We start from the raw sequence: 21,005 nt of genomic DNA on the forward strand, positions 1-21,005 counted from the left end.
AAACGCCGGAGCCTCGCCATGTCCCATCGCATCGCACGCTGGATGTCGCCGCTGCTTCTCGCCGTCGCGCTGCCGGCGTTCGCGCAGGAGGCGACATCGAAGCCGTCGCCGGAGTGGTGGGTGGACGTCAACGTCGCCTCGCATCATTTCGAGAGTGCGGACGATTACCTCGGCCCGGGCCAGCACTTCAACCAGAACAACTACGGTGCCGGCGTCGAGGTGCAGTGGCAGCCGCGGCACGGCGCGTCGGTCGGCTACTACCGAAACTCGGTGTACGAGGACTCGTGGTACGCGCTGTATCACTACACGCCGCTGTCGCTGGGCCAGCACGTGCGGCTGGGCGCGATGGTTGGTTTGGTCAGCGGCTATCCGGATTACAACGACGGCAACCCCGCACCCGGTGGCGGACTCGTCGCGAAGGTCGAATACCGTCGCGTTGGCATGAACCTGATCTACCTACCGCGCATTCCCGGCTCGACGCCGAACACGCTCGGCCTGCAGCTGAAGTTCAAGCTGAGCCCGTGATCAGCTAACTCTGCGCCACCACGCGCGCAGCGAGGCAACGACGAAACGCGACGCGATCACCATCGCCACGACCACACGCAGTGGCGCGCTGCGATGCGGCGCTTCGAAGCGCGAGAAATAGCGCCACAGACCACGATGCTTGTGCCATTCGACGAAGAACGGCCGCGAACGGCTCGACACCCCACGCACATGCACGACGCGCACGCCGTTAGCGATCGCGACCGTGCCGCCCGCATCGCGAACGCGCCGGCACAGGTCGAGGTCTTCCGCGTGCAGTCGATAGCCTTCATCGAAGCCGTTCACCGCGTCGAACAATGCCCGCGGCATCAGCATCAGTGCACCGGAGATCGCGTCCACGCGCTGGATCGATTCGCCGGTCGATGGAATCGAGAGGTCCGTGCCCTCCCCCGCCAGCATGCGCGCAAAGTCGGGATCGCGCCGTCGTGCAGCGGCATCGGGAATACCGTCATCGTCGACGAGTTCGCAGCCGACGAGTGCGGGCGCGATGCCGGTCGCAATCGTACGCAGTCGTGCGAGCGTGTCGCGCTCGACCAGGCAATCGGGATTCACGAACGCAATCCACGCTGCGTCGGCATCGCGCGCGCCCTGGTTGCATGCGACGGCGAAGCCGGGATTGTCGGGATTGGCGACGAACTTCAGGCGCGGCTCGCCCGCGGCGATGCGTTGCACGATCGCGAGCGTGCCGTCGTCGGAGGCGTTGTCGATCACGCGGATCGCGGCGACCCCGTCGGCGTCGCGCAAACGGTGCAGGCAAAGCTCGATCGTCTCCGCGCTTCGATACGTGACAACGACGACCGCAATGTCGTCGCTCATGGCGCGACTCCGAACAGGTCGGCCTGCGCGTCGCCGCTGATGCGTTGCGCGAGCACCTCGGCAATGCGTTCGCGCTGCGTGCGCAGTGGATCACTCATCAGGAATTCCGCGAGTCGCGCGTTCCAGTGCGGCCATCGTGCGGCGACGCGATCGAGGTCGCCGTCTGCCGGATGCCCTTCGTCGAGACGACCTACGTAGCCCTGCGTGCACAGCAGGTCGCTGCCGCCGAACGCCTGCAGACGCAGGCAGAGGTCGATGAGTGCGGCGTACCACGATGCATAACTCGTCGCATCGACTCCGCCGGCCTTTCGGCATGCGCTGCCGCGAATGAGCACAGCATGCCCGACCGCGGCGGGAAGCGGCACAGGGTCGAGTGCGGCTTCGGCGAGCACATCGGCAAGCCGCACGGTGTCGTCCGGCAAGAGCGCGACGTCGCCCAGGCGTGGCCATGCGGCCGTCTCACCCGCGTTACTCCAAGGCGTAACAGTCGATGCATGCGGCGCGTCGTGCAGGCAGCGCGTCATGCGCGTGAGCCACCCCGGCGCAGGACGCGCATCGTCAGCGAGCACGACGACATCGGCATCGCCGCAGCTGCGCAGCACGTCGGCGAGGTGCGCGGCTTCGCCCAGCGAACGCGGGCGACGGCTGTAGTCGGCGCTCATGCGCGTGGTCGCGAGCCATGCATCGACGACCGCACGCACGCGCGGCCCGCCGCGTGCATCGTCGGCGAGCCAGACGCGCGTGCCCGCGGGCGTGGTGGTTTCGAGTGCGGCGAGGCAGCCGTCGAGCACAGCGTCATCGGTGCCCACCGGGATCACCACGATGGGCAGGGCGTCGCCATGCGCCGCCGCGGCGATGTCGGTCACCGTGTCAGCGAACCTCGATGCCGCCGCGCACCTTCTGCTTGCGGTGCAGCGGCTCCATCGCGCGGAAGCGACGCGTGTAGTCGTCGGTGAGGTCGCGCACTTCCTGCGGGTTGCGCACGACGGTGGGCGTCAGCAGCACGATGACTTCGTTGCGATCGGTGCGCGAGTTCTGTCGACCGAACAGGCCGCCGACCACGGGAATGCGGCTCAGGCCCGGGAAGCCGGACGAACCGCGCTGCACACCGTCGCTGATCAGGCCGGCGAGCATCACGGTGTCGCCGCTCTGCACCGCGGTTTCGGTCTTCACCTTGCGCGTGTCGATGCGAACGTTGCCGTTGCGATCGGCGACGGTGCCGGGCGAACTCACTTCCTGCACGATGTCGAGGAACACCATGCCGTCGCGCGTGATGCGCGGGCGTACTTTCAGGATGATGCCGGTGTCGAGGTACTGCACCTGGCTGTAGGTCACGCCGCCGGTGCCGGTGCCCGGATCGACCGTCACCGACGAAATCGGAATGCGGCTGCCGACGTTGAGCGTGGCTTCGGCGTTGTTGCGCACGAACACCGACGGCGTCTGCAGCAGCTGCAGGTCGGTGACCTGGTCGAGCGCGTTGATGACGGCCGCGGCGTTCTTGCCGAGGAAGGTCCACGCAAGGCCGGGATTGGTGACGTCGGCCGGACGGATGCTGCCGCGCAGGTCGCCCCAGATGTTGCGGCCCGCCGCATTCGGCAGGCCCGCGCCGCCCGACGACACCGGATCGCTCACCGCCTGCTCGAAGAACCAGTTGACGCCGTACTGCAGTGCGCCGCTGAGCTGCACCTCGACCACCTGCGCTTCGATCTGCACCTGCATCGGCATGACGTCGAGACGTTCGATGACGTCGCGCATCGACGCCCACGCCTGCGGCGTGCTGCGCACCAGCAGCGAATTGGTTTCGTCGACCGCCGATACGCCGACATGCTGGCCGTCGACATCGAACGCGACGGACCCGTTGCCGTTGCGACGCGGATCCAGCGATAGCGACGACGACATGCCGCCGCTGTCGCTGCCGGTGCCGCCCGTGCTGCCCATACCGTTGTCGCTCGACGGCGTGGAGCCGATGCTCGCGCTGGAGCCATTTCCGTTATCGCGCAGCTCGGTGGAATCCAGACCCGGCATCAGCGACGGCTGCGCGCCGGTGTCGCCACCACTGCGGTTACCACCGCCGCCGAACACTTCCGACAGGCGATCGGCGAGATCCTTCGCCTTGATGTACTTGAGTTCGTACGAATACAGGCGCGGCTCGCTGCCGGCGCCGTCGATGCGCTCCAGCCACTGCTGGATGTCGTCGAGGTACGCGGCCTGCGGCGTGATCGCCAGCACCGCGTTCGCGCCTTCCAGCGGCATGAAACGGAACATGCCGGCGACCGGCGACTTGCTGGTCTCGCCGAACACCTTTTCCAGGTCGGCGACGACGCGCGACGCGCGGCCCGACTGCAACGGAAACACGCCGACCGACATGCCGGCCAGCCAGTCGACGTCGAATGTCTCGATGGTGCGCAGGTAGTTCTCGAGCTCGGCGCGCGTGCCGGCAACCGTAATGACGTTGCGCGCGTTGTCGACGTTGACGATCGCATTCGGTCGCGCGTACGGCTTGAGGATCTTCTCCATCTCCGTGGCCGACACGAACTTCAGCGGCACGGTGCGCGCTTCGAAACCGCGCGCGGTCGATGCGGGGCCGGTGCGCGGCGCGACGGTGCCGGCCAATGCCTGGTCGGCCGGAACGATGTTGTAGCGGCCGCCGCTGTAGACCATGCGCGCGTTGTTCCAGCCCAGCACCATCTCAAGCAGGTTCAGCGCTTCGGCGGGGCTGACGGGCTTGGGCGTCGCCAGCGTCACCGTGCCCTGCACGCCCGGCGCGATCACGTAGTTCTGGCCGAGCATGTCGCCGAGGATGGCTTTCACCACCGCCTGCACCGACTCGCCTTCGAAGTTGAACGTCGCCGCGCCGCTGCTGCCGCCCAGGCGCGACGGCGGCGCGCTGGCCACGCGGTTGTTGATCACCGTTCCGGTGCCGCGTCGGATCTGCGCGCGCGGGCCTTCGTCGCGCGACTCCAGCGGCGCGGTGGTCACGCCGTTCGCGTTGGTCACCACGGTGTCGCCCGCGGGTGCCGACGAGGTGCCGGCGACAGGGCCGTCGAGCCGGCCATCGCGACGGACAACGGGTGGCGTGACCGTGGTGCAGCCGGCCAGGATCGACGCGATCGCGAATGCGGTCGTCGAATGGCGCAGCGCCGGACGGAGGACGGAGGTAGCAGGCAGGAAGGTCATCGCGGGACTCAGCGGGTCGTCGGCGGCGGCACGGCCGTCGCGGGCGGGTTGGCGTTCTGGGCGCGCCGGCGCATTTCCTCGCGGCGGGCTTCGATGCGTTGGCGGATCTGCTCGATCTGCGCCGGATCGGGCGCGGGCGAGGCATCGGTCGGTGGCGGCGCAGGCGTGGATGGCGCTGGCGAATTCATCATCGTCGTGTTGACGGGCGCGGATGACGTCGAGGCAGTGGGCGCGCTACCGCCTTTGCCGTCGTAGACGCGCAACGTGAGTTCCTTCTGGCCCTCGGGGCCTTCGAACACGGCGCTGCGCGGCTTGAGCGAGATGAGGCGCCAGTTCGGCCGCGAATCCGCGGCGTCGCCGATCTTTACGCGCCAGGACTCGCTGCCATCGGGCTTCTGCACGATGGCGATGCTGGCCTGCGGCGAGATCAGCACGCTGGTCAGCACCAGGTCGAAATCGGTGGGCGCATCGGCCTGACCGTTTTCGGTAACGAGCGAGAACGGATGCGGACGGCGATCGGTCGCAAACAGCGGTCGCGCGGCGATCTCGCCGTACTGGCCGATCGGGCCGAGGCCGGGCGATGCATCGTTCGCAGGCAGCGTCGGAATGCGGCTGCCCTCGATCGCGCCGCCCTTGCCTTCCGGCAGATGCCCGCCCATGCCGGCGAGCGCCAGCACCCAGGCGAGCACGGCCCAGCCGGCGAACGCGCCGAGCAGCAACGTGCGCGGGGCGACGTGGTCAAGGCGCACCGGGACCTCCCGATGGCGGCGTGGCGTTGGACGAATCCGCAGGCGAGCCCTGCGGCGCAGTCGGCACCGGCAACGGCGCGGGCGGCGGCAACGACGGGCCGGTGATCATCGACCGCGGCGGCGGCGCGACGTCGGCAGGATTCGGCGGCGGGCTGCTCGGCATCACCGACGGCCCGGTCGACGGCGCAACGACCGGCCCGGCCGACATCGGCGCGGGTGGCGGCGTCGACACCGGCATCGCGACCGGCGCAACAGCCATGCCCTCGACCATCGAACCCGCGGGCCGCAGGTAACCGACCAGGTCGAAGCTCACGTCGAGCCCGCCATCGCGATTGTTCGCATCCATCCCGCCGAAGAAGCGCTGCGCGAGGATGTTGAGGTTCTCGACGAACAGTCGCGGCGTGCCGGCTTCCAGCGCATGCAGCACCGCCGCGAGTTCCGGCGTGCCGCAACGCAGGCGCACCTGCACGGCGACGCGCGTGTACGCCTCGCCCGATTCGTTCTGCAGCGGCGAGCGGTTGCTGATCTGGCAGCTGCGATTGCCTGGGCTCGCCTGCGACACCACGGTTTCGAGCCGCTGCACGAGTCCGGCGACCGCGAGTTCCGGGGTCGCTTCCGGCAGGAAACCCGGTCGCGTCGCGAGTCGCTGCTGCGCTTCCTGCAGTCGACGCTGCACGGCGGGCGCCTGCGCGAGTTCGGCGCGAAGTCGCGCGTCGCGCTCCTGCAACTGCTCGATGCGTGCGCTGACTTCGCGCATCGGCACCGTCCACCACGGATGGATCAGCACGCCGTACGCGATCAGCAGCACCGCGACCAGTAGGCCGAGTGCGAGCCAGCGTTCGCGATCGGTCACGACCGGCGTCATCGCGACGCCTCCGTCGTCTTCGCATCGCTGCGACCGAGTTCGGCGGTCAACGTGAAGCGATCGCGGTTGGTCGCGGGATCGGGCTGCAGCGCGCCGGCGAGCGCGGGCGAATGCCACAGCGGCGCGCCTTCGAGGCGGTTCACCAGCGACGGCGCGGCGTTGCTGAGCCCGATCAGCGTCAGGCGGTCACCTTCCATGGCGAGCTTCTCGAGATACGTTCCGTCGGGCAGTCGCTGGCTGACGTCGTTCATGACCTCGACCGCGGTCGGCTGTTCGGCGCGACGCTTGTCGAGGAAGGCTTGGCCGGCGATGAGTTCGACCAGCGCCTCGCGTTGCTGCGCGGCCATGCGTGCGGGGCCGCTGCGTGCACGCACGGCCTGTTCGAGCTGGTCGGCAGCCTGGCGACGGTTGTCGAGCACCGTGACCAGCATGAAAGCGATCGCAATGATGCCGACGCCGGCAAGCACGCGGTTCCACACCTGCCACGGATCGCGCTGGCGACGACGCGCCGCGGTATCCAGCAGGTTGACGCCGCGCGGGGTGCCGTCGATGTCGAGCACGTCGACGCCGGCAAGGCGCCCGGCCAGTGGGCCGAGTGCGGCCAGCATCGGCTCTGCGCGCAGGCGCGGCGCGGCGACGAGTTCGATGTCGAGCTGGCCATCGGGACGACGACCGACGAGGCGCGCGTCGTACAGCACGTCCTCGGCGGCGAACGGGGTCTGGCGATCGAGTTCGAAACGCACGACGTCGCGCAGGCGATCCGCCGCGGCAGCGGGCAGCGCGAGGCGTCGCACCAGGGCGGCCGTAGCGGGCAGCACGAGCCAGCGCGGCAGGTCGACGGCGCCGGAGCTGAGCACGGTGGCGAGCGGGTCGTCGCCGGGTGCATCGATGAGTGCGGGAAGCCGGCCGAGGTCGCGCAGCTCGCCTTCGCGTTGCAGCTGCAGGCGCACTTCGCCGTCGGCGAGCGGCATCAGCAGCAGACGGCCACGATCGACGCCCAGCGCGCGGCGGACGCGCGCAGGCAGCCACGCGGCGAGCGCATGGCCCCACCATGCGAGCAATCCACGCAGGCTGGTGGCCTGCGGGCCGAGACGGGCGATGAAACGCCCGAGGCCGCGCATCGGGCCCTCGAGAATCGAGGTCATGGTGACGGAATCCCCTCCTCCCAACGCAACGGTGTGTAGGCCATCCCCGGAATGGCGCTGCCCCCGGTGCGTACTACCGCGCCCAGCGTGGCGATGCGTCCGCCACGAAGCCGGGCCCGGCTCTCGATACTATACGTTCCGCTTCCGAACGCCTGCAGGCTTTCGCCGCCCGGAATCGCCGGAAGCGGTTGGCCCGTCGACGGGTCCCAGGCGTCGCGCTGCTGGACGATCGCCTTGCCGTCCATGCCCATCGCGGTGAGGACCGGCGCCGCCGCGAACGCGGGCTCGGGTCGACCACGGCCACTGAACACCGTCACGTACGGCGCGAGCCTGCGGAAGTCGTCGCCGGTGAAGCCCAGCACCTGAAGCAGTTCGGCGGTGCTTTCGAAGTCGGCATCCTTCGCGCCGTAGTCGCGCCCCGCCGACGCGTAGTCCGGATCCTCCGCGCCGCCCGACGGCTGCGTGAGCTGGTCGGCGTCGCGCCAGTCGATCACGGCGCTCGCAAGTTTCTCGGCGCGCTGGCGGTCGATGCCGACCGCGGTGAACAGCCCGACCAGCAACGGCGGATCGGCGTGGTTGAGATCGACCTTCGCGTCCTCGTCGACGATGCGGATCTCGACGTCGGCGCCTTCGAACGCCCATTTGTAGGCGCGACCGTCGGGCCGCCATTGCTGGCGCGGATCGGTCTGCGACACGCGAGTCAGCGCGTACTCCAGCCCGGCGCGCGCGATCTCGTTCCCTTGCACGCCGTCGACCAGCGCGCGGCCCTGCATGCCTTCGGTGCGCGCGGTGAGCGAGAACGCGCCGACCAGCGCGATCAGCAGCACCATCAGCCACAACACGAGAAGCAGCGCGGCGCCGCGCGTCCGCCGCATCATCGGGTGATCCCGGTGGCGTATGCGGCGGCGAGGCGCGGCGCGACGTCGAGCACGGGCCACGGTTTGCCGTCTTCGCCGGTGACGCGGATTTCGACCAGCAGCGGGAGCTGTTCCGTCGTCGTCCAGTCGTCCTGCCATTCGGCGGGCTTACCGTCTTCGCCGACGCCGCGATAGTGGAATTCGACGCTGCGCAGCTTGTCGGCCAACACTTCGGGATCGCGGTCGACATGCGGCATCGCATCGCCGGGCTGCACGACCGCAAGACCGAGCGTGAGGCGCACGCCTTCGCCGGACGGCATGCGTTCGATGCGCAGGTCATGCACGCTCGGGCCGCCGCGACCGATGTAGTCGGGCAGGTCGGAGACGAAGCGCATGCGTTCGCGATCACCGGCGAAGCGCATCGGCTGGCCGGTGGCCGAATCGATCTGGAACGGCACGGCGCGCGCGCTCGCAATACGGCGACGCAGGAAGCCCTGCACCGCGCGGATGTGTTCGCTGCTCGCGGCAATGGCTTCGCCGCGTCGCGCCGCACCGGTCGCGCCGGTGATGGTCGCGAACGCGAGCGTGAGGCCCAGCGCGAGCAGCACCGTCGCGATCAGGATTTCGACCAGCGTGAATCCGCGCGCGTGCTTCACGTCTGCGGCGCTCCGGAGAGATTCGCAGGCACCAGACGCAGCGAATGCAGTTCGTAACGCTCGCGCGGCCCGCCGTCGCCCCATTGCATGGTCAAGTCGAGTGCGAGAAGCACCGGCGCGTTCGGGTCGACCGGCTGCGCCGTCGGCGCATTCGTCTGATAGCGATGCACGTGCAATTGCCAGTGATAGCGCCCGTCCTCCAGTTCGCCATCGCGCTCCCCTTCGTGCAGCGGGCCGTCGGTGTCGACCTGATCAAGGATGGATTGCGCGAGCAGCGCGGCGCGTCCCGCATCGGCCGACCATCGCACTTGACGGCTCGAATTGGTCAGGGTGCCCAGCAGCAACGTGAGCGCGATCGCGAGGATGCCGAACGCAACAACGACTTCGATCAGCGTGTAGCCGCGCTGGCGCTGCATCAGCGCGCGTCCGCCTGCGCGAGCTTCACTTCACCGGTGAGCCATGCGACGTCGATGTTCCATGCCGCCGCGTCGCGCGCGACCTGCACGCGTCCGCCGGTGGACGCGCCGTCGGCGAAGAACGTGATCGCACCTTCGTCGGGCGACGGCTGCGTCTGTCGCGCACCGATAAACGAGACTTTCAGCGTCGAAGGAATCTCGCCGTGTCGTCCGTCTGGTGCCTGCCAGGCATGCGTGCGCGGCTGGATCACGAAGCGCTGCGTCTGCCCGGTCGCGATGGCACGCGTGCGGGTGAAGCGCAGCTGCGCGGCGATGTCCTTCGCCGCGGAACGCAATTGCATGCCCTTGAAGCCGCCGGTCATCGCGGCCGCGGCGAGCACGCTCATCACGCCGATCAGCACGATGACGATGATGATTTCGATCAGCGAAACGCCGCGCGCACGACGGGCGGCGGGTCCTGCCGTCCGACGTGGCGCGGTGCGGATCATTCGCTGCGCAGGTCGGCGTCGTAACTCGTGCCGCCGGGCTTGCCGTCCTTGCCGAGGATGATCAGGTCGAACGCGTGGCCTTCATCGCCCGGCGCCTTGTAGCTGATCGGGTTGCCCCACGGATCCTTCAGTTCGCCCTCTTTCGCGTACGGGCCGAGCCAGCCCGTCGCGCCTTGAGGCGCGGCCGCGAGGTCGGACAGCGACGTCGGGTACTTGCCGACGTCTTCCTTGTACTGGTCGATCTTCTGCGCGAGCGTCTGCACTTCGGACTTCGCGAGATTGGCCTTGGCACGATCGGCGCCGCCGAGGATGCGGCTGCCGACGAAAGTCAGTACCACGCCGATCAGCACGATGACGATGATGATCTCGATGAGGCTCATGCCGCGCTGGGCGCGCGGGGCGGGCGATCGGGTCAGGGAACGGCGATTGCGCATGGCGGACGGTTTCGGGGGAAAGGGCGACTGTTTACCAAATTCGTGACGTGAAGCGGGAAATTTGGCCGGGCTGTTCAGGATTTTTCGTGCGGAGACGCTGAATGGATGGACCTTTGGGATGCGGTTCGGTTCCCGCGGGTTTTTCAATTCGGGGGCGGATGGAGTGGCTCGGCCGCGTGCTTCAAGTGCCGATCGGCAAATGCATAGCGCAGGATCGCGGCTCGCGTTCGCTACGTTCGCGATCTATGCCGCGATGCCACATCGCTGTCGCATTGACCCCGCGCTACGAACTCCTCGAACTCCGGCCCGCCGCAGCGCGGCGGGGGTAAGGAAGGCCGGCGCGGCAGTGCCGCGACCGCTGTCGAACTCGCATCGCGCGACTACTTTCTCGAACTCCGGCCCGCCGCAGCACGGCGGGCGTTCGCAATGCCACGCGGCAATGCCGCGTAAGCGGCATCGCTCACCCAATCTGCCCCGTAAGGTCGTACATGGGGACGAGGATGCCGAGGATCACCGTGCCGATCACGAACGCGAGCACCATCGTCACGATCGGCACCAACGCGGCAAGCATGCGGTCCAGCGCGAGGCCCGTTTCATGTTCGAAGGTTTCCGCAGTGCGCAGCAGCATCGTGTCGAGCGCGCCGGATTCCTCGCCGACCTGGATCATCTGCAGCGCGAGGCGCGGGAAGCGCTTGCCGCGGCCGAGCGCGGTCGACAGCGCGACGCCGTTCTTCACTTCATCCGCCGCTTTCTCGACGTCCTCGGCGAGCACGCGGTTGCCGAGCACGTTGCGGCCGATGCCGAGCGCGGTGATCAGGGGCACACCGTTGCGCACCAGCGTGCCGAGCGTGCGCGCGAGGCGCGCGACTTCGATGCGTGCGATGAGCAAGCCGGCGAACTTGCGTCGCAGCACCCAACCGTCGAACGCGATGCGGAACGCGGGATCGCGACGCTTGCGTTCGATCCACCACAGCAGCGCGGCCGGCGCGGCAACGATCACGATCCAGAAATCGCGAACGAAATTGCCGATGCCGAGGATGATCTTGGTGAACAGCGGCAACTGCGCGCCGAGGCTTTCGTACATCTGTGCGAACTGCGGCACCACGTAGCCGAGCAGGAACAGCAGGCTCAGCGTCACCATCACCATCAGGATCGCCGGGTAGATCATCGCGTTGATCACGCGACCCTGCAGCGCGCGTGCACGTTCGAGGTAGTCGGCGAGGCGCGCGAGCGTGTCGGACATGTTGCCGCCCGCTTCGCCCGCGCGAACCATGTTGATGTACAGGCGCGAGAACGCGCCGTGCTGGCGATCCAGCGCCGTCGACAACGCGGCACCGCCACGCACGGCTTCCCGAATGTCGGCGATGGTGCGACGCGCGGCTTCGTCGTCAGGGAGTTCGAGCAGGATCGACAACGCACGATCGAGCGGTTGTCCCGCACCGAGCAGCGTCGACAACTGCTGCGTGAACTGCACGAGCCGCGAGCCGGCGAACGGCTTGGCCTTGAACAGGCCGTGCCAGAACGCGGGACCGCCGCCTTCGCTCGCCGGTTTCGCTTCGACGGGAAGATGACCCTGCCCCTGCAGGCGCTGCACGACTTCGTCGACGCTCGCGGCCTCCATCTGGCCGTCGAGCATTTCGCCGCGCGGGTTCAGCGCCTTGTAGCGGAACAGCGCCATGCGCCGATCAGGCCTCTTCCGTCACGCGCAGCACTTCCTCGATGGTCGTCTCGCCGGCGAGTGCCTTGGCGATGCCGTCCTCGTACATGGTGCGCATGCCGGCGGCGCGTGCGATCTGCTCGACCTCGCCCATGCCTGCATGGCGCATCACCGCGCGACGCAGCTCGTCGTTCATGACGAGGAATTCCATGATCGTCGTGCGGCCGGCATAACCGGTCGGCGCGATAGCCGACGAACGCGGGCGGTAGAGATAGATGTCGCCCTGCGGCTGCAGCCGACGCAGGCCGAACTTCTCGATCTCCTCCGGCGACGCGCGATAACGCTCGGCGTGCGTCGGTTCGAGTCGACGCACGAGGCGCTGCGCGAGGATGCCGTTGATCGTCGACGTGAGCAGGTAGTCCTCGACGCCCATGTCGAGCAGTCGCGTAATGCCGCCCGCGGCGTTGTTCGTATGCAGCGTCGACAGCACGAGGTGACCGGTGAGCGCCGACTGGATCGCGATGCGCGCGGTCTCGAGGTCGCGCATTTCGCCGATCATGATGATGTCCGGATCCTGTCGGACGATCGATCGCAGCGCGTGCGCGAAGTCCAGCCCGATCTGCGGCTTGGCCTGGATCTGGTTGATGCCTTCGATCTGGTATTCGACCGGGTCTTCGACCGTGATGATCTTGACGTCGGGCGTGTTGAGCTTGCTCAGCGCGGTGTACAGCGTGGTCGTCTTGCCCGAACCGGTCGGACCGGTGACGAGCAGGATGCCGTGCGGCTGGTCGAGCACGCGCTGGAATTCGGACAGGAAGTTGTCGGTGAAACCGAGCTTCTCGAAGCTCAGCACGATCGATTCGCGATCGAGCAGTCGCATCACCACGCTTTCGCCGTGCGCGGTCGGCACGGTGCTGACGCGCAGGTCGAGCTCGCGGCCCTGCACGCGCATCTGGATGCGGCCGTCCTGCGGCAGGCGGCGCTCGGCGATGTTGAGCCGCGCCATGATCTTGATGCGACTGATCACCGCGGCGGTGAGGTTCGACGGCGGGCTTTCGCCTTCGTGTAGCACGCCGTCGACGCGGTAGCGCACCTTCAGCTGATTCTCGAACGGCTCGATGTGGATGTCCGACGCACGCAGTTCGACCGCGCGCTGGATCACGAGGTTCACGAGCCGGATGACCGGCGCTTCGGACGCCAGGTCGCGCAGGTGTTCGACGTCGTCGAGTTCGCCGCCCTCGCCTTCCGCGGTGTCGACGATCGCGCCCATCGCGCTGCGGCCCTGGCCGTGCCAGCGCTCGATCAGCGCATCGATTTCCGAACGAAAGCCGACGACGGGACTCAGCGGTCGCGCCAGCGCGAGGCGCAGCGCGTCGAGCTGGTAGACGTCCTGCGGATCGGCCATCAACACGTCGATGGCGGCATCGCCTTCGCGGATCGGGCAGAGATGGAATTGCCGCATGAACTTCGGCGACAGCGCGATGTTCTCGGGCGGCAGGTCGGGCAGGTCTTTCGTCGCGACGATCGGCAGGCCGAGCACGGTCGCGACGGCTTCCGCGTGGTCGCGCTCGGAAACGAGTCCGAGACGTCCGAGCAGGGCCAGCAGCGAGCCGCCGGTTTCGGCTTCGAGACGACGTGCGCGCGCGAGGTCGGCGTCCTTCAGACGGCCGCGCTCGATCAGCAACGCGACGACGCGCGCTTCGACGGGATCTCCGCCGATGGGTTCCTCGATGGGATCGACGACCGCGTTCACCCGCACCTCCCTGACGACCGCCGGACTGTAGCAGCCGAGGCCATGCTCAGCCGCGACCGGCGCCGTTCACGCGCGTGAAGTCCATGGTCCAGTTGGTTTCCCATTCGCGCCCGCCGTCGGCCGAGAACGCCTGTTCCCAGCGCGGATGCTCGGGGTCGACGGCAGTCCAGATGAAGCGGATGCGGATGGGCCGGCCATCGAGTTCGGCGTCCGCGAAGAACGTGCCGACGCCGCCCTCGAAACCGCCGACGACGGGGACGTCGAGGTCACCCGGGGCACGGCCATCGAGCCACCAGATCGACCAGGTGCCGCGTTCACGATCGAACGAACGCACTGCGATAGCGCGGTAAGCGCCGTCCGGCATGTCGAGCAGGTTGTCCTCGACGTTGCCGAAGCCGCCGAGCACCGGGCGCGTCGACATCGTGCCCGGGAATTCGACCCAGTCGGTGCAGCCCTGCAGGCGCGCGGCGAGGCGGCGATGGACGACGGTCCAGTCGCCGAACGCGAAGTCGAAATCGGTGGGTGGTGCAGCGTTGACGTCCATGTCGATCTCCGTTTCGATCAGCGCGCGCCGACCCATGCACGCGCGTTGCGGAACATCCGCAGCCACGGCGAATCGGCGGGCCAATCGCGCGGCGCCCAACTCAGGTTCGCGCTGCGCAACGTGCGTTCGGGATGCGGCATCAGCAGGGTGACGCGGCCATCGCGACTGGTGAAACCGGCGATCGCGTCGTGCGAGCCGTTCGGATTGAGCGGGTACTGCGCCGCCTGCTCGCCGTCACCGTCGACATAGCGTGCGGAGACAGCAATCGCCATGCGCGCGGCCGGGTCGTCGAAATGCACGCGACCTTCGCCGTGTGAGACGGCGACCGGAATGCGCGAGCCTTCCATGCCCCTGAGGAAGATCGACGGCGATTCGTTGATCTGCAGCAGCGCGAGTCGCGCTTCGAACTGCTCGCTGCGGTTGCGCAGCAGGCGCGGGAAATACTCCGCGCCGGGAATCGCCGGCGCCATCGACGCCATCATCTGGCAGCCGTTGCAGACGCCGAGGGCGAACGTGTCCTCGCGCAGGAAGAATGCGGTAAACGCATCGCGTACCGGCGCGCGTTCGAGTGCGCTGGTCGCCCAGCCGCGGCCCGCGCCGAGAACGTCGCCGTAGCTGAAGCCGCCGCAGGCCGCCATGCCGGTGAACTGCGCGAGGTCGACGCGCCCGGCGATCAGATCGCTCATGTGCACGTCGACCGCGGTGAAGCCCGCCTTGTCGAACGCCCACGCCATTTCGATCTGCCCGTTGACGCCCTGCTCGCGCAGGATCGCCACCTTCGGACGCGATGCGATGTTGACGTACGGCGCGGCGACGTCGTCTGACGGATCGAACGTCAGCTTCGGCACCAGGCCCTTCGCGTCGAAGTCGCGCGCGATCTCGCGTTCTTCTTCGGCGCAGTCCGGGTTGTCGCGTAGGCGCTGCATGGCGTGCGACACCGACCACCACGCATCGAACAGTTCCTGCCAGCTCCACTCGGCCAGCGTTTCGCCGTCGCGACGCACGCGGATCTGCGGCGACGTGGTCGGCTTGGCCACGCGCTGCGCGCAGTCGATGAGCCCGTGCTGCGCGACGAGATCGGCGAACTCCGCGCGATCCTCCACCGCCACCTGCACGATCGCGCCGAGTTCTTCGTTGAACAGGCAGCGGAACGCGTCGTCGCCCCAGGCGTCGAGCGAAATATCGAGGCCAGTGCGCGAGCAGAACGCCATTTCGGCGAACGCGGCGAACGCGCCGCCGTCGGAACGGTCGTGGTACGCGCGGATCAGATTCGCCTGACGCGCAGCGCGGATGAGTTCGAAGAACTCGACGATGCGCTGCGGATCATCGACGTCGGGCACGCCGAAGTCGTCGTGCTCGGACGCGCCGGCGAACGCGGGAAACGCGGCATCGCCGCCGGCCTGCGGATGGCATTGCGCCAGCACCGAACCGCCGAGGCGCTGCTTGCCCGCGCCGAGACCGATCAACCACAGATCGCTGTCGACCTCGCGGTCGAGCAGCGGCGTCGATTGCAGGCGTACGTCGGTGACGGGTGCGAACGCGGTGATCACCAGCGACACCGGCGACACCGACTTCTGCTGCGCGCCGTCGGCGTGCCACTGCGCCTGCATCGATAGCGAATCCTTGCCGACCGGAATCGCGAGTTCGAGCGCCGGGCACAGCTCCATCGCGATCGCCTTCACCGCGTCGAACAGCAGCGCGTCCTCGCCCGGATGACCGCATGCGGCCATCCAGTTCGCGGAGAGCTTGATGCGGTCCAGCGATTCGACCGGTGCGGCGCAGAGATTCGTGATCGCTTCGCCGACCGCCATGCGCGCAGCCGCCGCGGAATCGAGCAGTGCGAGCGGCGTGCGTTCGCCGATCGCCATGGCTTCGCCGGCATGCGTATCGAAGCCGCTGAACGTGATCGCGCAATCGGCGACCGGCAACTGCCACGGGCCGACCATCTGGTCGCGCGCGGTGAGTCCGCCAACACTGCGATCGCCGATCGTGATGAGGAAACTCTTCGACGCGACAGTCGGATGCGCGAGCACGCGCAGGCCGGCGTCGCGCAGGTCGAGCCCCGCCCATTTCAATGACGGCCACTTCGGCGCCGGCGGATGCACGGCGTCGCGATGCATCTTCGGCGGCTTGCCGAACAGCACGTCCATCGGGATGTCGATGGCCCAACCGGTTTCGCCGTTCGCGACGCGTTCGCGCGTGGCGCCGTGACCGACCACGAGTCGTTCTTCCGACGTCGCATAACCGACCACCGCGAACGGGCAACGCTCGCGTTCGCAGATCGCGGCGAATTCATCGACGCGCTCCGGCGGCAGGCCGAGCACGTAACGTTCCTGCGATTCGTTGCACCACAGCTGCATCGGCGACAGCGATGGATCGTCACTGGGCACGCGATCCAGATCGATGACGCCGCCGAGGTCGCTGTCGTGCAGCAGCTCCGGAATCGCGTTCGACAGCCCGCCCGCACCGACGTCGTGCACCGTCGCGATCGGGTTGTTGTCGCCTTGTCCGACGCAGCGGTCGATCACTTCCTGGCAGCGACGTTCCATCTCGGGGTTGTCGCGCTGCACGCTGGCGAAATCCAGCGACTCCTGGCTTTCGCCGGACGCGACGGAACTCGCCGCGCCGCCGCCGAGGCCGATCAGCATCGCGGGGCCGCCGAGCACGACGATGGCATCGCCGTCGCGCAGGCCGTGCTTCTGCACCTGGATGCGATCCATCGCGCCGAGGCCGCCGGCGAGCATGATCGGCTTGTCGTAGGCGCGCGCAATGTCGCCTTCCGGCAGCTCGAAACTACGGAAATAACCGAGCAGGTTCGGCCGGCCGAATTCGTTGTTGAACGCGGCGGCACCGATCGGGCCGTCGAGCATGATCTCGAGCGCCGGCGCCATGCGCGGGTTCAGCGCGCGCGGCGCTTCCCACGGCTGCGGCAGCGTCGGGATGCGCAGGTGCGATACCGAGAAACCGGCGAGGCCGGCCTTCGGCTTGCCGCCGCGGCCGGTCGCGCCTTCGTCGCGGATCTCGCCGCCTGCACCCGTCGATGCGCCGGGGAACGGTGCGATCGCGGTCGGATGGTTATGCGTCTCGACCTTGATGCAGAACGCGGATTCGACTTCGCCTTCGCTGCGATACGTGAAGTCGGGACCGGAAGGACGGAAGCGTTTCGCGCGATAACCGGCGACCACCGCGGCGTTGTCGCTGTACGCGCTCAGCGTGTGCTGCGGCGTCGTGGCGTGCGTGTGGCGGATCATGCCGAACAGCGACTTCGGGCGGTCGACCCCGTCGATGGTCCACGTCGCGTTGAAGATCTTGTGCCGGCAGTGCTCGGAGTTGGCCTGCGCGAACATCATCAGCTCGACGTCCGCGGGCGCGCGGCCGAGCGCGGCGTAACGCTCGCGCAGGTAGGCGATCTCGTCGTCGGCCAGTGCGAGGCCGAGTCGTGTGTTCGCGTTTTCCAGATCGTCGAGCGGGATGCGTTCGAGATCGCCACGTGACGGTGCTTCGAACAGCGCGACGGCGTCTTCGCGCGCATCGAGCAGCGATTGCGTCATCGGGTCGTGCAGCACCTTGGCGAGCGCGCCTTGCGTGGCGGCGTCGGTCGGCCAGCCGGCGACGTCGATGCGCATGCCGCGCTCGACGCGCTGCACCGGCAGTCCGGCGCCCTGCAGCAACTCGGTGGCCTTGCTCGACCACGGCGAACGGGTGCCGAGGCGCGGCGTCACGAAGCGCGAGACGGCGCAGGCGTCGCGGTCGGCGAACCCGTCGCCGGCCTCGAGGATCTGGCCGAGCTTGGCGACATCCGGTTGCGCGCCGGGCTCCGGCAGCACCCAGTAGGTATGCCGGGCGCCGAGCAGGCGGATCTCAGGGTGGAGGCTGCGGAGACGGGCTTGGAGCCGCTCCAGGCGGAACGGCGACAGGGCGGGGGCGCCCTCGAGGACGATCATGTCCGACGGACCGTGCGACGGCAGGGCCCGCCATTGTACCCGCCTGCGGCGGGCGCCCGGTTCAGCCGGCCGGCTTGGCCGGCTCCATCTTGTCGAGGATCTCGCGCAGCTTGTCCGGTGGGACGTAGCCGCCGAGTTGCGTGCCGTCGGCGGCGATCACCATGGGAGTACCGGTCAGGCCGGCGCGCTGGCCGATGTCGTATTCCATGTCGACCGGGCTTTTGCAGCTGCGCTGCGGCACGGGGCGATCGTTCTTGGCGTCGGTCAGCGCCTTCTTGCGGTCGGCCGAGCACCAGACCGACACCATCTGGCGGTAGTCGTCGCTGCCGATGCCCGCGCGCGGGAACGCGACGTACTCGACCGCGATGCCCTGGCGGTTGTAGTCGGCGATCTCGCTGTGGAACTTGCGGCAGAAGCCGCAGCTGATGTCGGTGAACACGGTGACGCGGTGCTTCGGGTTCGGCGGCGAAAACACGATGCGGTCGCTCGCCGGGATCTGCTGAAGCAGCTTCTGGCGCAGGTGGCCAAGCGAGGCCTCGGTCAGGTTGTCCTGTTTGGCGGTGTCGTACAGCGCGCCGCCGGAACCGGGAACGAACATGTAGCGGCCGTCGTCACTCACGTAGGCGACCTGCCCGCCGACCACGACCTCGCGGAAGCCCGGCATCGGCGCGCTGCCCACGTGCTCGACCACCGCACGCGGCTCGAGCTTGTGGATGGCCTCGATAGCGCGTGCGTCTGGCGTACCGGCAGCCGGCTTGGCCTCGACGGTCGAGCCGGCGGTGCGCGCGAGCGGCGTGGCGGCCTTGGCGGCGCTGTCCGACGGAACCTTCGCGCAGGCGGCGAGGCTGGCAACGCCGAGCGCGGCGAGGAGGATCGAGGAACGGAGAGGACGCATCGGAACCCGGGAATGCTGCAGGGAGCCCGGATTGTTGCATGCGGGTGGGGAGCGGCCGTGAGAGCAGGTTTCTGGGTTCAGTGGGTGGTGGGTGTGGGACTGCGTGCTCGTGGCGGCAGCGTGGCGGGCGTGAAAAAGGACGCGCGGGACCGTACGCCATTGCTACCGGCTTTCTTTCGCGACCCGCCTTCAGCGATCGTCCAGCCCGCCGCGGCGCGGCGGGCGTTGGGCGCGCCACGCGGCAGTGCCGCCATCGCTATCGACTTTCTTGTCGCGACTCGACCTGGGCGATCGCCCTGCCCGCCGCAGCGCGGCGGGCGTTCGGCGTGCCACGCGGCGATGCCGTCCTCGCTATCGATTTTCTTGTCGCGACTCGACTTGGGCGATCGTCCGGCCCGCCGCAGCGCGGCGGGCGTTCCGGCAGGCCACGCGGCAGTGCCGCGTAAGCGGCCTGCCGTCACCCTCTCGGGTGATGCATTCGATGCAGTTGCTTGAGCTTCTCCCGCGCCACCAGCGTGTATATCTGCGTGGTCGAGAGCGAGCTGTGGCCGAGCAGCATCTGCAAGGCGCGCAGGTCGGCGCCGTGGTTGAGCAGGTGCGTTGCGAAGCTGTGGCGCAGGCCGTGCGGCGAGATACGCGCGGGGTCGATGCCGGCGACCGCTGCCATGCGTTTCACCGTCGACCAGAAACGCTGGCGTGTGAGCGGCTCGCTGTTCGCGTCGAGAAACAGGAACGGCGACGTGCGGCCCTTGCCCAGCAGCGACGGGCGCGCGGTCGCGGCATAGCGTTCGAGCCAGTGCTGCGCTTCCTCGCCCATCGGCACGAGGCGCTCGCGGCTGCCCTTTCCCGTGACGCGCAATGCACCCTGCCGCAGATTCACCGACTGCGCGGGCAGACCGACCAGCTCGCTGACGCGCAGGCCGGTCGCGTACATGAGTTCGAGCATCGCCTTGTCGCGCAGGCCGACGGGCGTTTCGACATCGGGCGCGGCGAGCAACGCGGTGATCTGTGATTCGGTCAGCGCTTTCGGCAGCAGGCGCGGCAGCGTCGGCGTGCCGAGCAACGCGGTCGGGTCGTCGCTGCGCAGGCGCTGGCGGATGCACCACGCGAAGAAGCCACGCAACGCCGAGAGCAGTCGCGCATTGCTGCGCGGCGAGTAACCGTCGCGTGCGCGGCTGGCGAGGTAATCGGAAAGATCGGCGGGCATCGCGGCGGCGAGTGCACCATCGCGACCGCGCCATCGCGCGAAGCCGGCAAGGTCGCGCCGGTAGCTGTCGCGCGACGAGGTCGACAGGCCGGTTTCCGCCCAGATCGCATCGAGATGGCGATCGATCAGTTGCGCGTCCGACGCGCCGAGTTCCGGCAGCGCCCTCGCCGCCTGTCGCCGCGCAGCGACCGCGCCGGCGCGTCGCGTTCCCCGATCCGCATCCATACGCGGCAGCTTAGCCATTATCCTGATCGCATGGCATCGACTTCTTCCGCGCGCCCCTGGATCGGCTGGCGCCTGTTCGCGCTTTTCTACGACTTCTGGGCCGTGGCCGCGCTGTGGATGGTCACGTCGCTGCTGTTCAACGTCGGCTATTCGATCGTCATGCACAGCGAGCGTGCCTATGTGCGGCCGGTGTCATGGCCGGCATTGCTGTTGTGGATCGTGTGCTGGCTTATCGCCGGCGTGTACGCGGTGGTGAGCTGGTCGCGTGGCGGGCAGACGCTCGGTATGCGTGCGTGGCGACTGCGCGTGGTCGGAATCGATGGCGTCGTCGATCGAAGTGCGCTGATTCGACGCTACGTCGTGGGCACGGCGTCGCTGCTGCTCGGCGGTCTGGGCTTCTGGTGGGCGTGGTTCGATCGCGACCGGCTGACATGGCATGACCGGGCGAGTGGTTCGCGGGTGGAGCGAATTGCCAAACGTTGAGCGTGCGATGTCGTCAGAAGACTTGGCGGCGCGTCGCTCGACCGTTGGTTAGTTCATTGAAGTCGGTGCGCGCGTAACAAGTTCGGCGCGACCCGGTGAGGCGACTGCAATTATTTTCGCATCGTCACTACCGCGCGCGCCCGGCCCGCCG

The 21,005-nt window shown here is 68.4% G+C and carries 18 protein-coding genes and 1 pseudogene; 2 read left to right on the forward strand and 17 right to left on the reverse strand.

Annotated features, from left to right (window positions below; genetic code table 11):
• Positions 1-18: 18 nt before the first annotated feature.
• Positions 19-525: a hypothetical protein gene (locus tag ACVWZN_RS10310; RefSeq protein ID WP_456953734.1), complete on the forward strand. Its 507-nt coding sequence runs from the start codon at positions 19-21 to the stop codon at positions 523-525.
• Here ACVWZN_RS10310 and ACVWZN_RS10315 read toward each other — a convergent pair whose 3' ends face one another.
• The 17 genes and pseudogenes from ACVWZN_RS10315 to xerD form a co-directional block, all read right to left on the reverse strand.
• The gene (locus tag ACVWZN_RS10315; RefSeq protein ID WP_456953735.1) at positions 526-1,359 is read right to left on the reverse strand and encodes a glycosyltransferase family 2 protein; all 834 of its coding nucleotides are present in this window, start codon (positions 1,357-1,359) and stop codon (positions 526-528) included.
• Positions 1,356-2,225, reverse strand: coding sequence for a glycosyltransferase family 2 protein (locus ACVWZN_RS10320; protein ID WP_456953736.1), 870 nt, complete (start codon positions 2,223-2,225; stop codon positions 1,356-1,358). Before ACVWZN_RS10320 ends, ACVWZN_RS10315 begins: the two co-directional genes overlap by 4 nt.
• Positions 2,226-2,229: 4 nt before the next feature.
• Complete coding sequence (gene gspD, locus ACVWZN_RS10325; protein WP_456953737.1) at positions 2,230-4,536, reverse strand: type II secretion system secretin GspD; 2,307 nt, start codon at positions 4,534-4,536, stop codon at positions 2,230-2,232.
• An 8-nt stretch (positions 4,537-4,544) separates the two neighbouring features.
• A complete protein-coding gene (locus ACVWZN_RS10330; protein ID WP_456953738.1) occupies positions 4,545-5,285 on the reverse strand; it encodes a type II secretion system protein XpsN in 741 nt (246 codons plus the stop codon).
• Between the two features lie 217 nt (positions 5,286-5,502).
• Positions 5,503-6,150: pseudogene (gspM, locus tag ACVWZN_RS10335) on the reverse strand (type II secretion system protein GspM); the annotation flags it as partial.
• A complete protein-coding gene (locus ACVWZN_RS10340; protein WP_456953739.1) occupies positions 6,147-7,295 on the reverse strand; it encodes a PilN domain-containing protein in 1,149 nt (382 codons plus the stop codon). The gene ACVWZN_RS10340 and the pseudogene gspM, both read right to left, overlap by 4 nt.
• Entirely contained in the window at positions 7,292-8,170 is an 879-nt protein-coding gene (locus ACVWZN_RS10345; protein WP_456954749.1) for a general secretion pathway protein GspK, read from the reverse strand. The genes ACVWZN_RS10340 and ACVWZN_RS10345 overlap by 4 nt, the downstream gene beginning before the upstream one ends.
• Positions 8,170-8,808 (reverse strand): prepilin-type N-terminal cleavage/methylation domain-containing protein, encoded by a 639-nt coding sequence (locus tag ACVWZN_RS10350; RefSeq protein ID WP_456953740.1) that lies wholly within the window; start codon positions 8,806-8,808, stop codon positions 8,170-8,172. The genes ACVWZN_RS10345 and ACVWZN_RS10350 overlap by 1 nt, the downstream gene beginning before the upstream one ends.
• A complete protein-coding gene (gene xpsI, locus ACVWZN_RS10355; protein ID WP_456953741.1) occupies positions 8,805-9,224 on the reverse strand; it encodes a type II secretion system protein XpsI in 420 nt (139 codons plus the stop codon). Before xpsI ends, ACVWZN_RS10350 begins: the two co-directional genes overlap by 4 nt.
• Complete coding sequence (xpsH, locus tag ACVWZN_RS10360) at positions 9,224-9,712, reverse strand: type II secretion system protein XpsH (protein ID WP_456953742.1); 489 nt, start codon at positions 9,710-9,712, stop codon at positions 9,224-9,226. Before xpsH ends, xpsI begins: the two co-directional genes overlap by 1 nt.
• Complete coding sequence (gspG, locus tag ACVWZN_RS10365) at positions 9,709-10,146, reverse strand: type II secretion system major pseudopilin GspG (RefSeq protein ID WP_456953743.1); 438 nt, start codon at positions 10,144-10,146, stop codon at positions 9,709-9,711. Before gspG ends, xpsH begins: the two co-directional genes overlap by 4 nt.
• 460 nt (positions 10,147-10,606) lie before the next feature.
• Positions 10,607-11,824, reverse strand: a complete 1,218-nt coding sequence (xpsF, locus tag ACVWZN_RS10370; RefSeq protein WP_456953744.1) for a type II secretion system protein XpsF — start codon at positions 11,822-11,824, stop codon at positions 10,607-10,609.
• 7 nt (positions 11,825-11,831) lie between these two features.
• The gene (gene gspE / locus ACVWZN_RS10375) at positions 11,832-13,556 is read right to left on the reverse strand and encodes a type II secretion system ATPase GspE (RefSeq protein WP_456953745.1); all 1,725 of its coding nucleotides are present in this window, start codon (positions 13,554-13,556) and stop codon (positions 11,832-11,834) included.
• A gap of 46 nt (positions 13,557-13,602) precedes the next feature.
• The gene (locus ACVWZN_RS10380; RefSeq protein WP_456953746.1) at positions 13,603-14,100 is read right to left on the reverse strand and encodes a hypothetical protein; all 498 of its coding nucleotides are present in this window, start codon (positions 14,098-14,100) and stop codon (positions 13,603-13,605) included.
• Positions 14,101-14,117: 17 nt separating this feature from the next.
• Positions 14,118-18,044: a phosphoribosylformylglycinamidine synthase gene (purL, locus tag ACVWZN_RS10385; RefSeq protein WP_456953747.1), complete on the reverse strand. Its 3,927-nt coding sequence runs from the start codon at positions 18,042-18,044 to the stop codon at positions 14,118-14,120.
• A gap of 61 nt (positions 18,045-18,105) precedes the next feature.
• Positions 18,106-18,939 carry a thioredoxin fold domain-containing protein gene (locus ACVWZN_RS10390; RefSeq protein ID WP_456953748.1) on the reverse strand — a complete coding sequence of 278 codons (834 nt, stop codon included), beginning with the start codon at positions 18,937-18,939 and terminating at the stop codon, positions 18,106-18,108.
• Positions 18,940-19,396: 457 nt separating this feature from the next.
• Entirely contained in the window at positions 19,397-20,389 is a 993-nt protein-coding gene (gene xerD, locus ACVWZN_RS10395; RefSeq protein ID WP_456953749.1) for a site-specific tyrosine recombinase XerD, read from the reverse strand.
• A gap of 12 nt (positions 20,390-20,401) precedes the next feature.
• On the opposite strand from xerD, the gene ACVWZN_RS10400 reads away from it, so the two are divergent.
• Positions 20,402-20,854 (forward strand): RDD family protein, encoded by a 453-nt coding sequence (locus ACVWZN_RS10400; protein WP_456953750.1) that lies wholly within the window; start codon positions 20,402-20,404, stop codon positions 20,852-20,854.
• The last annotated feature ends 151 nt before the right edge of the window (positions 20,855-21,005 follow it).

This window comes from Lysobacter sp. HA35, assembly GCF_054061195.1.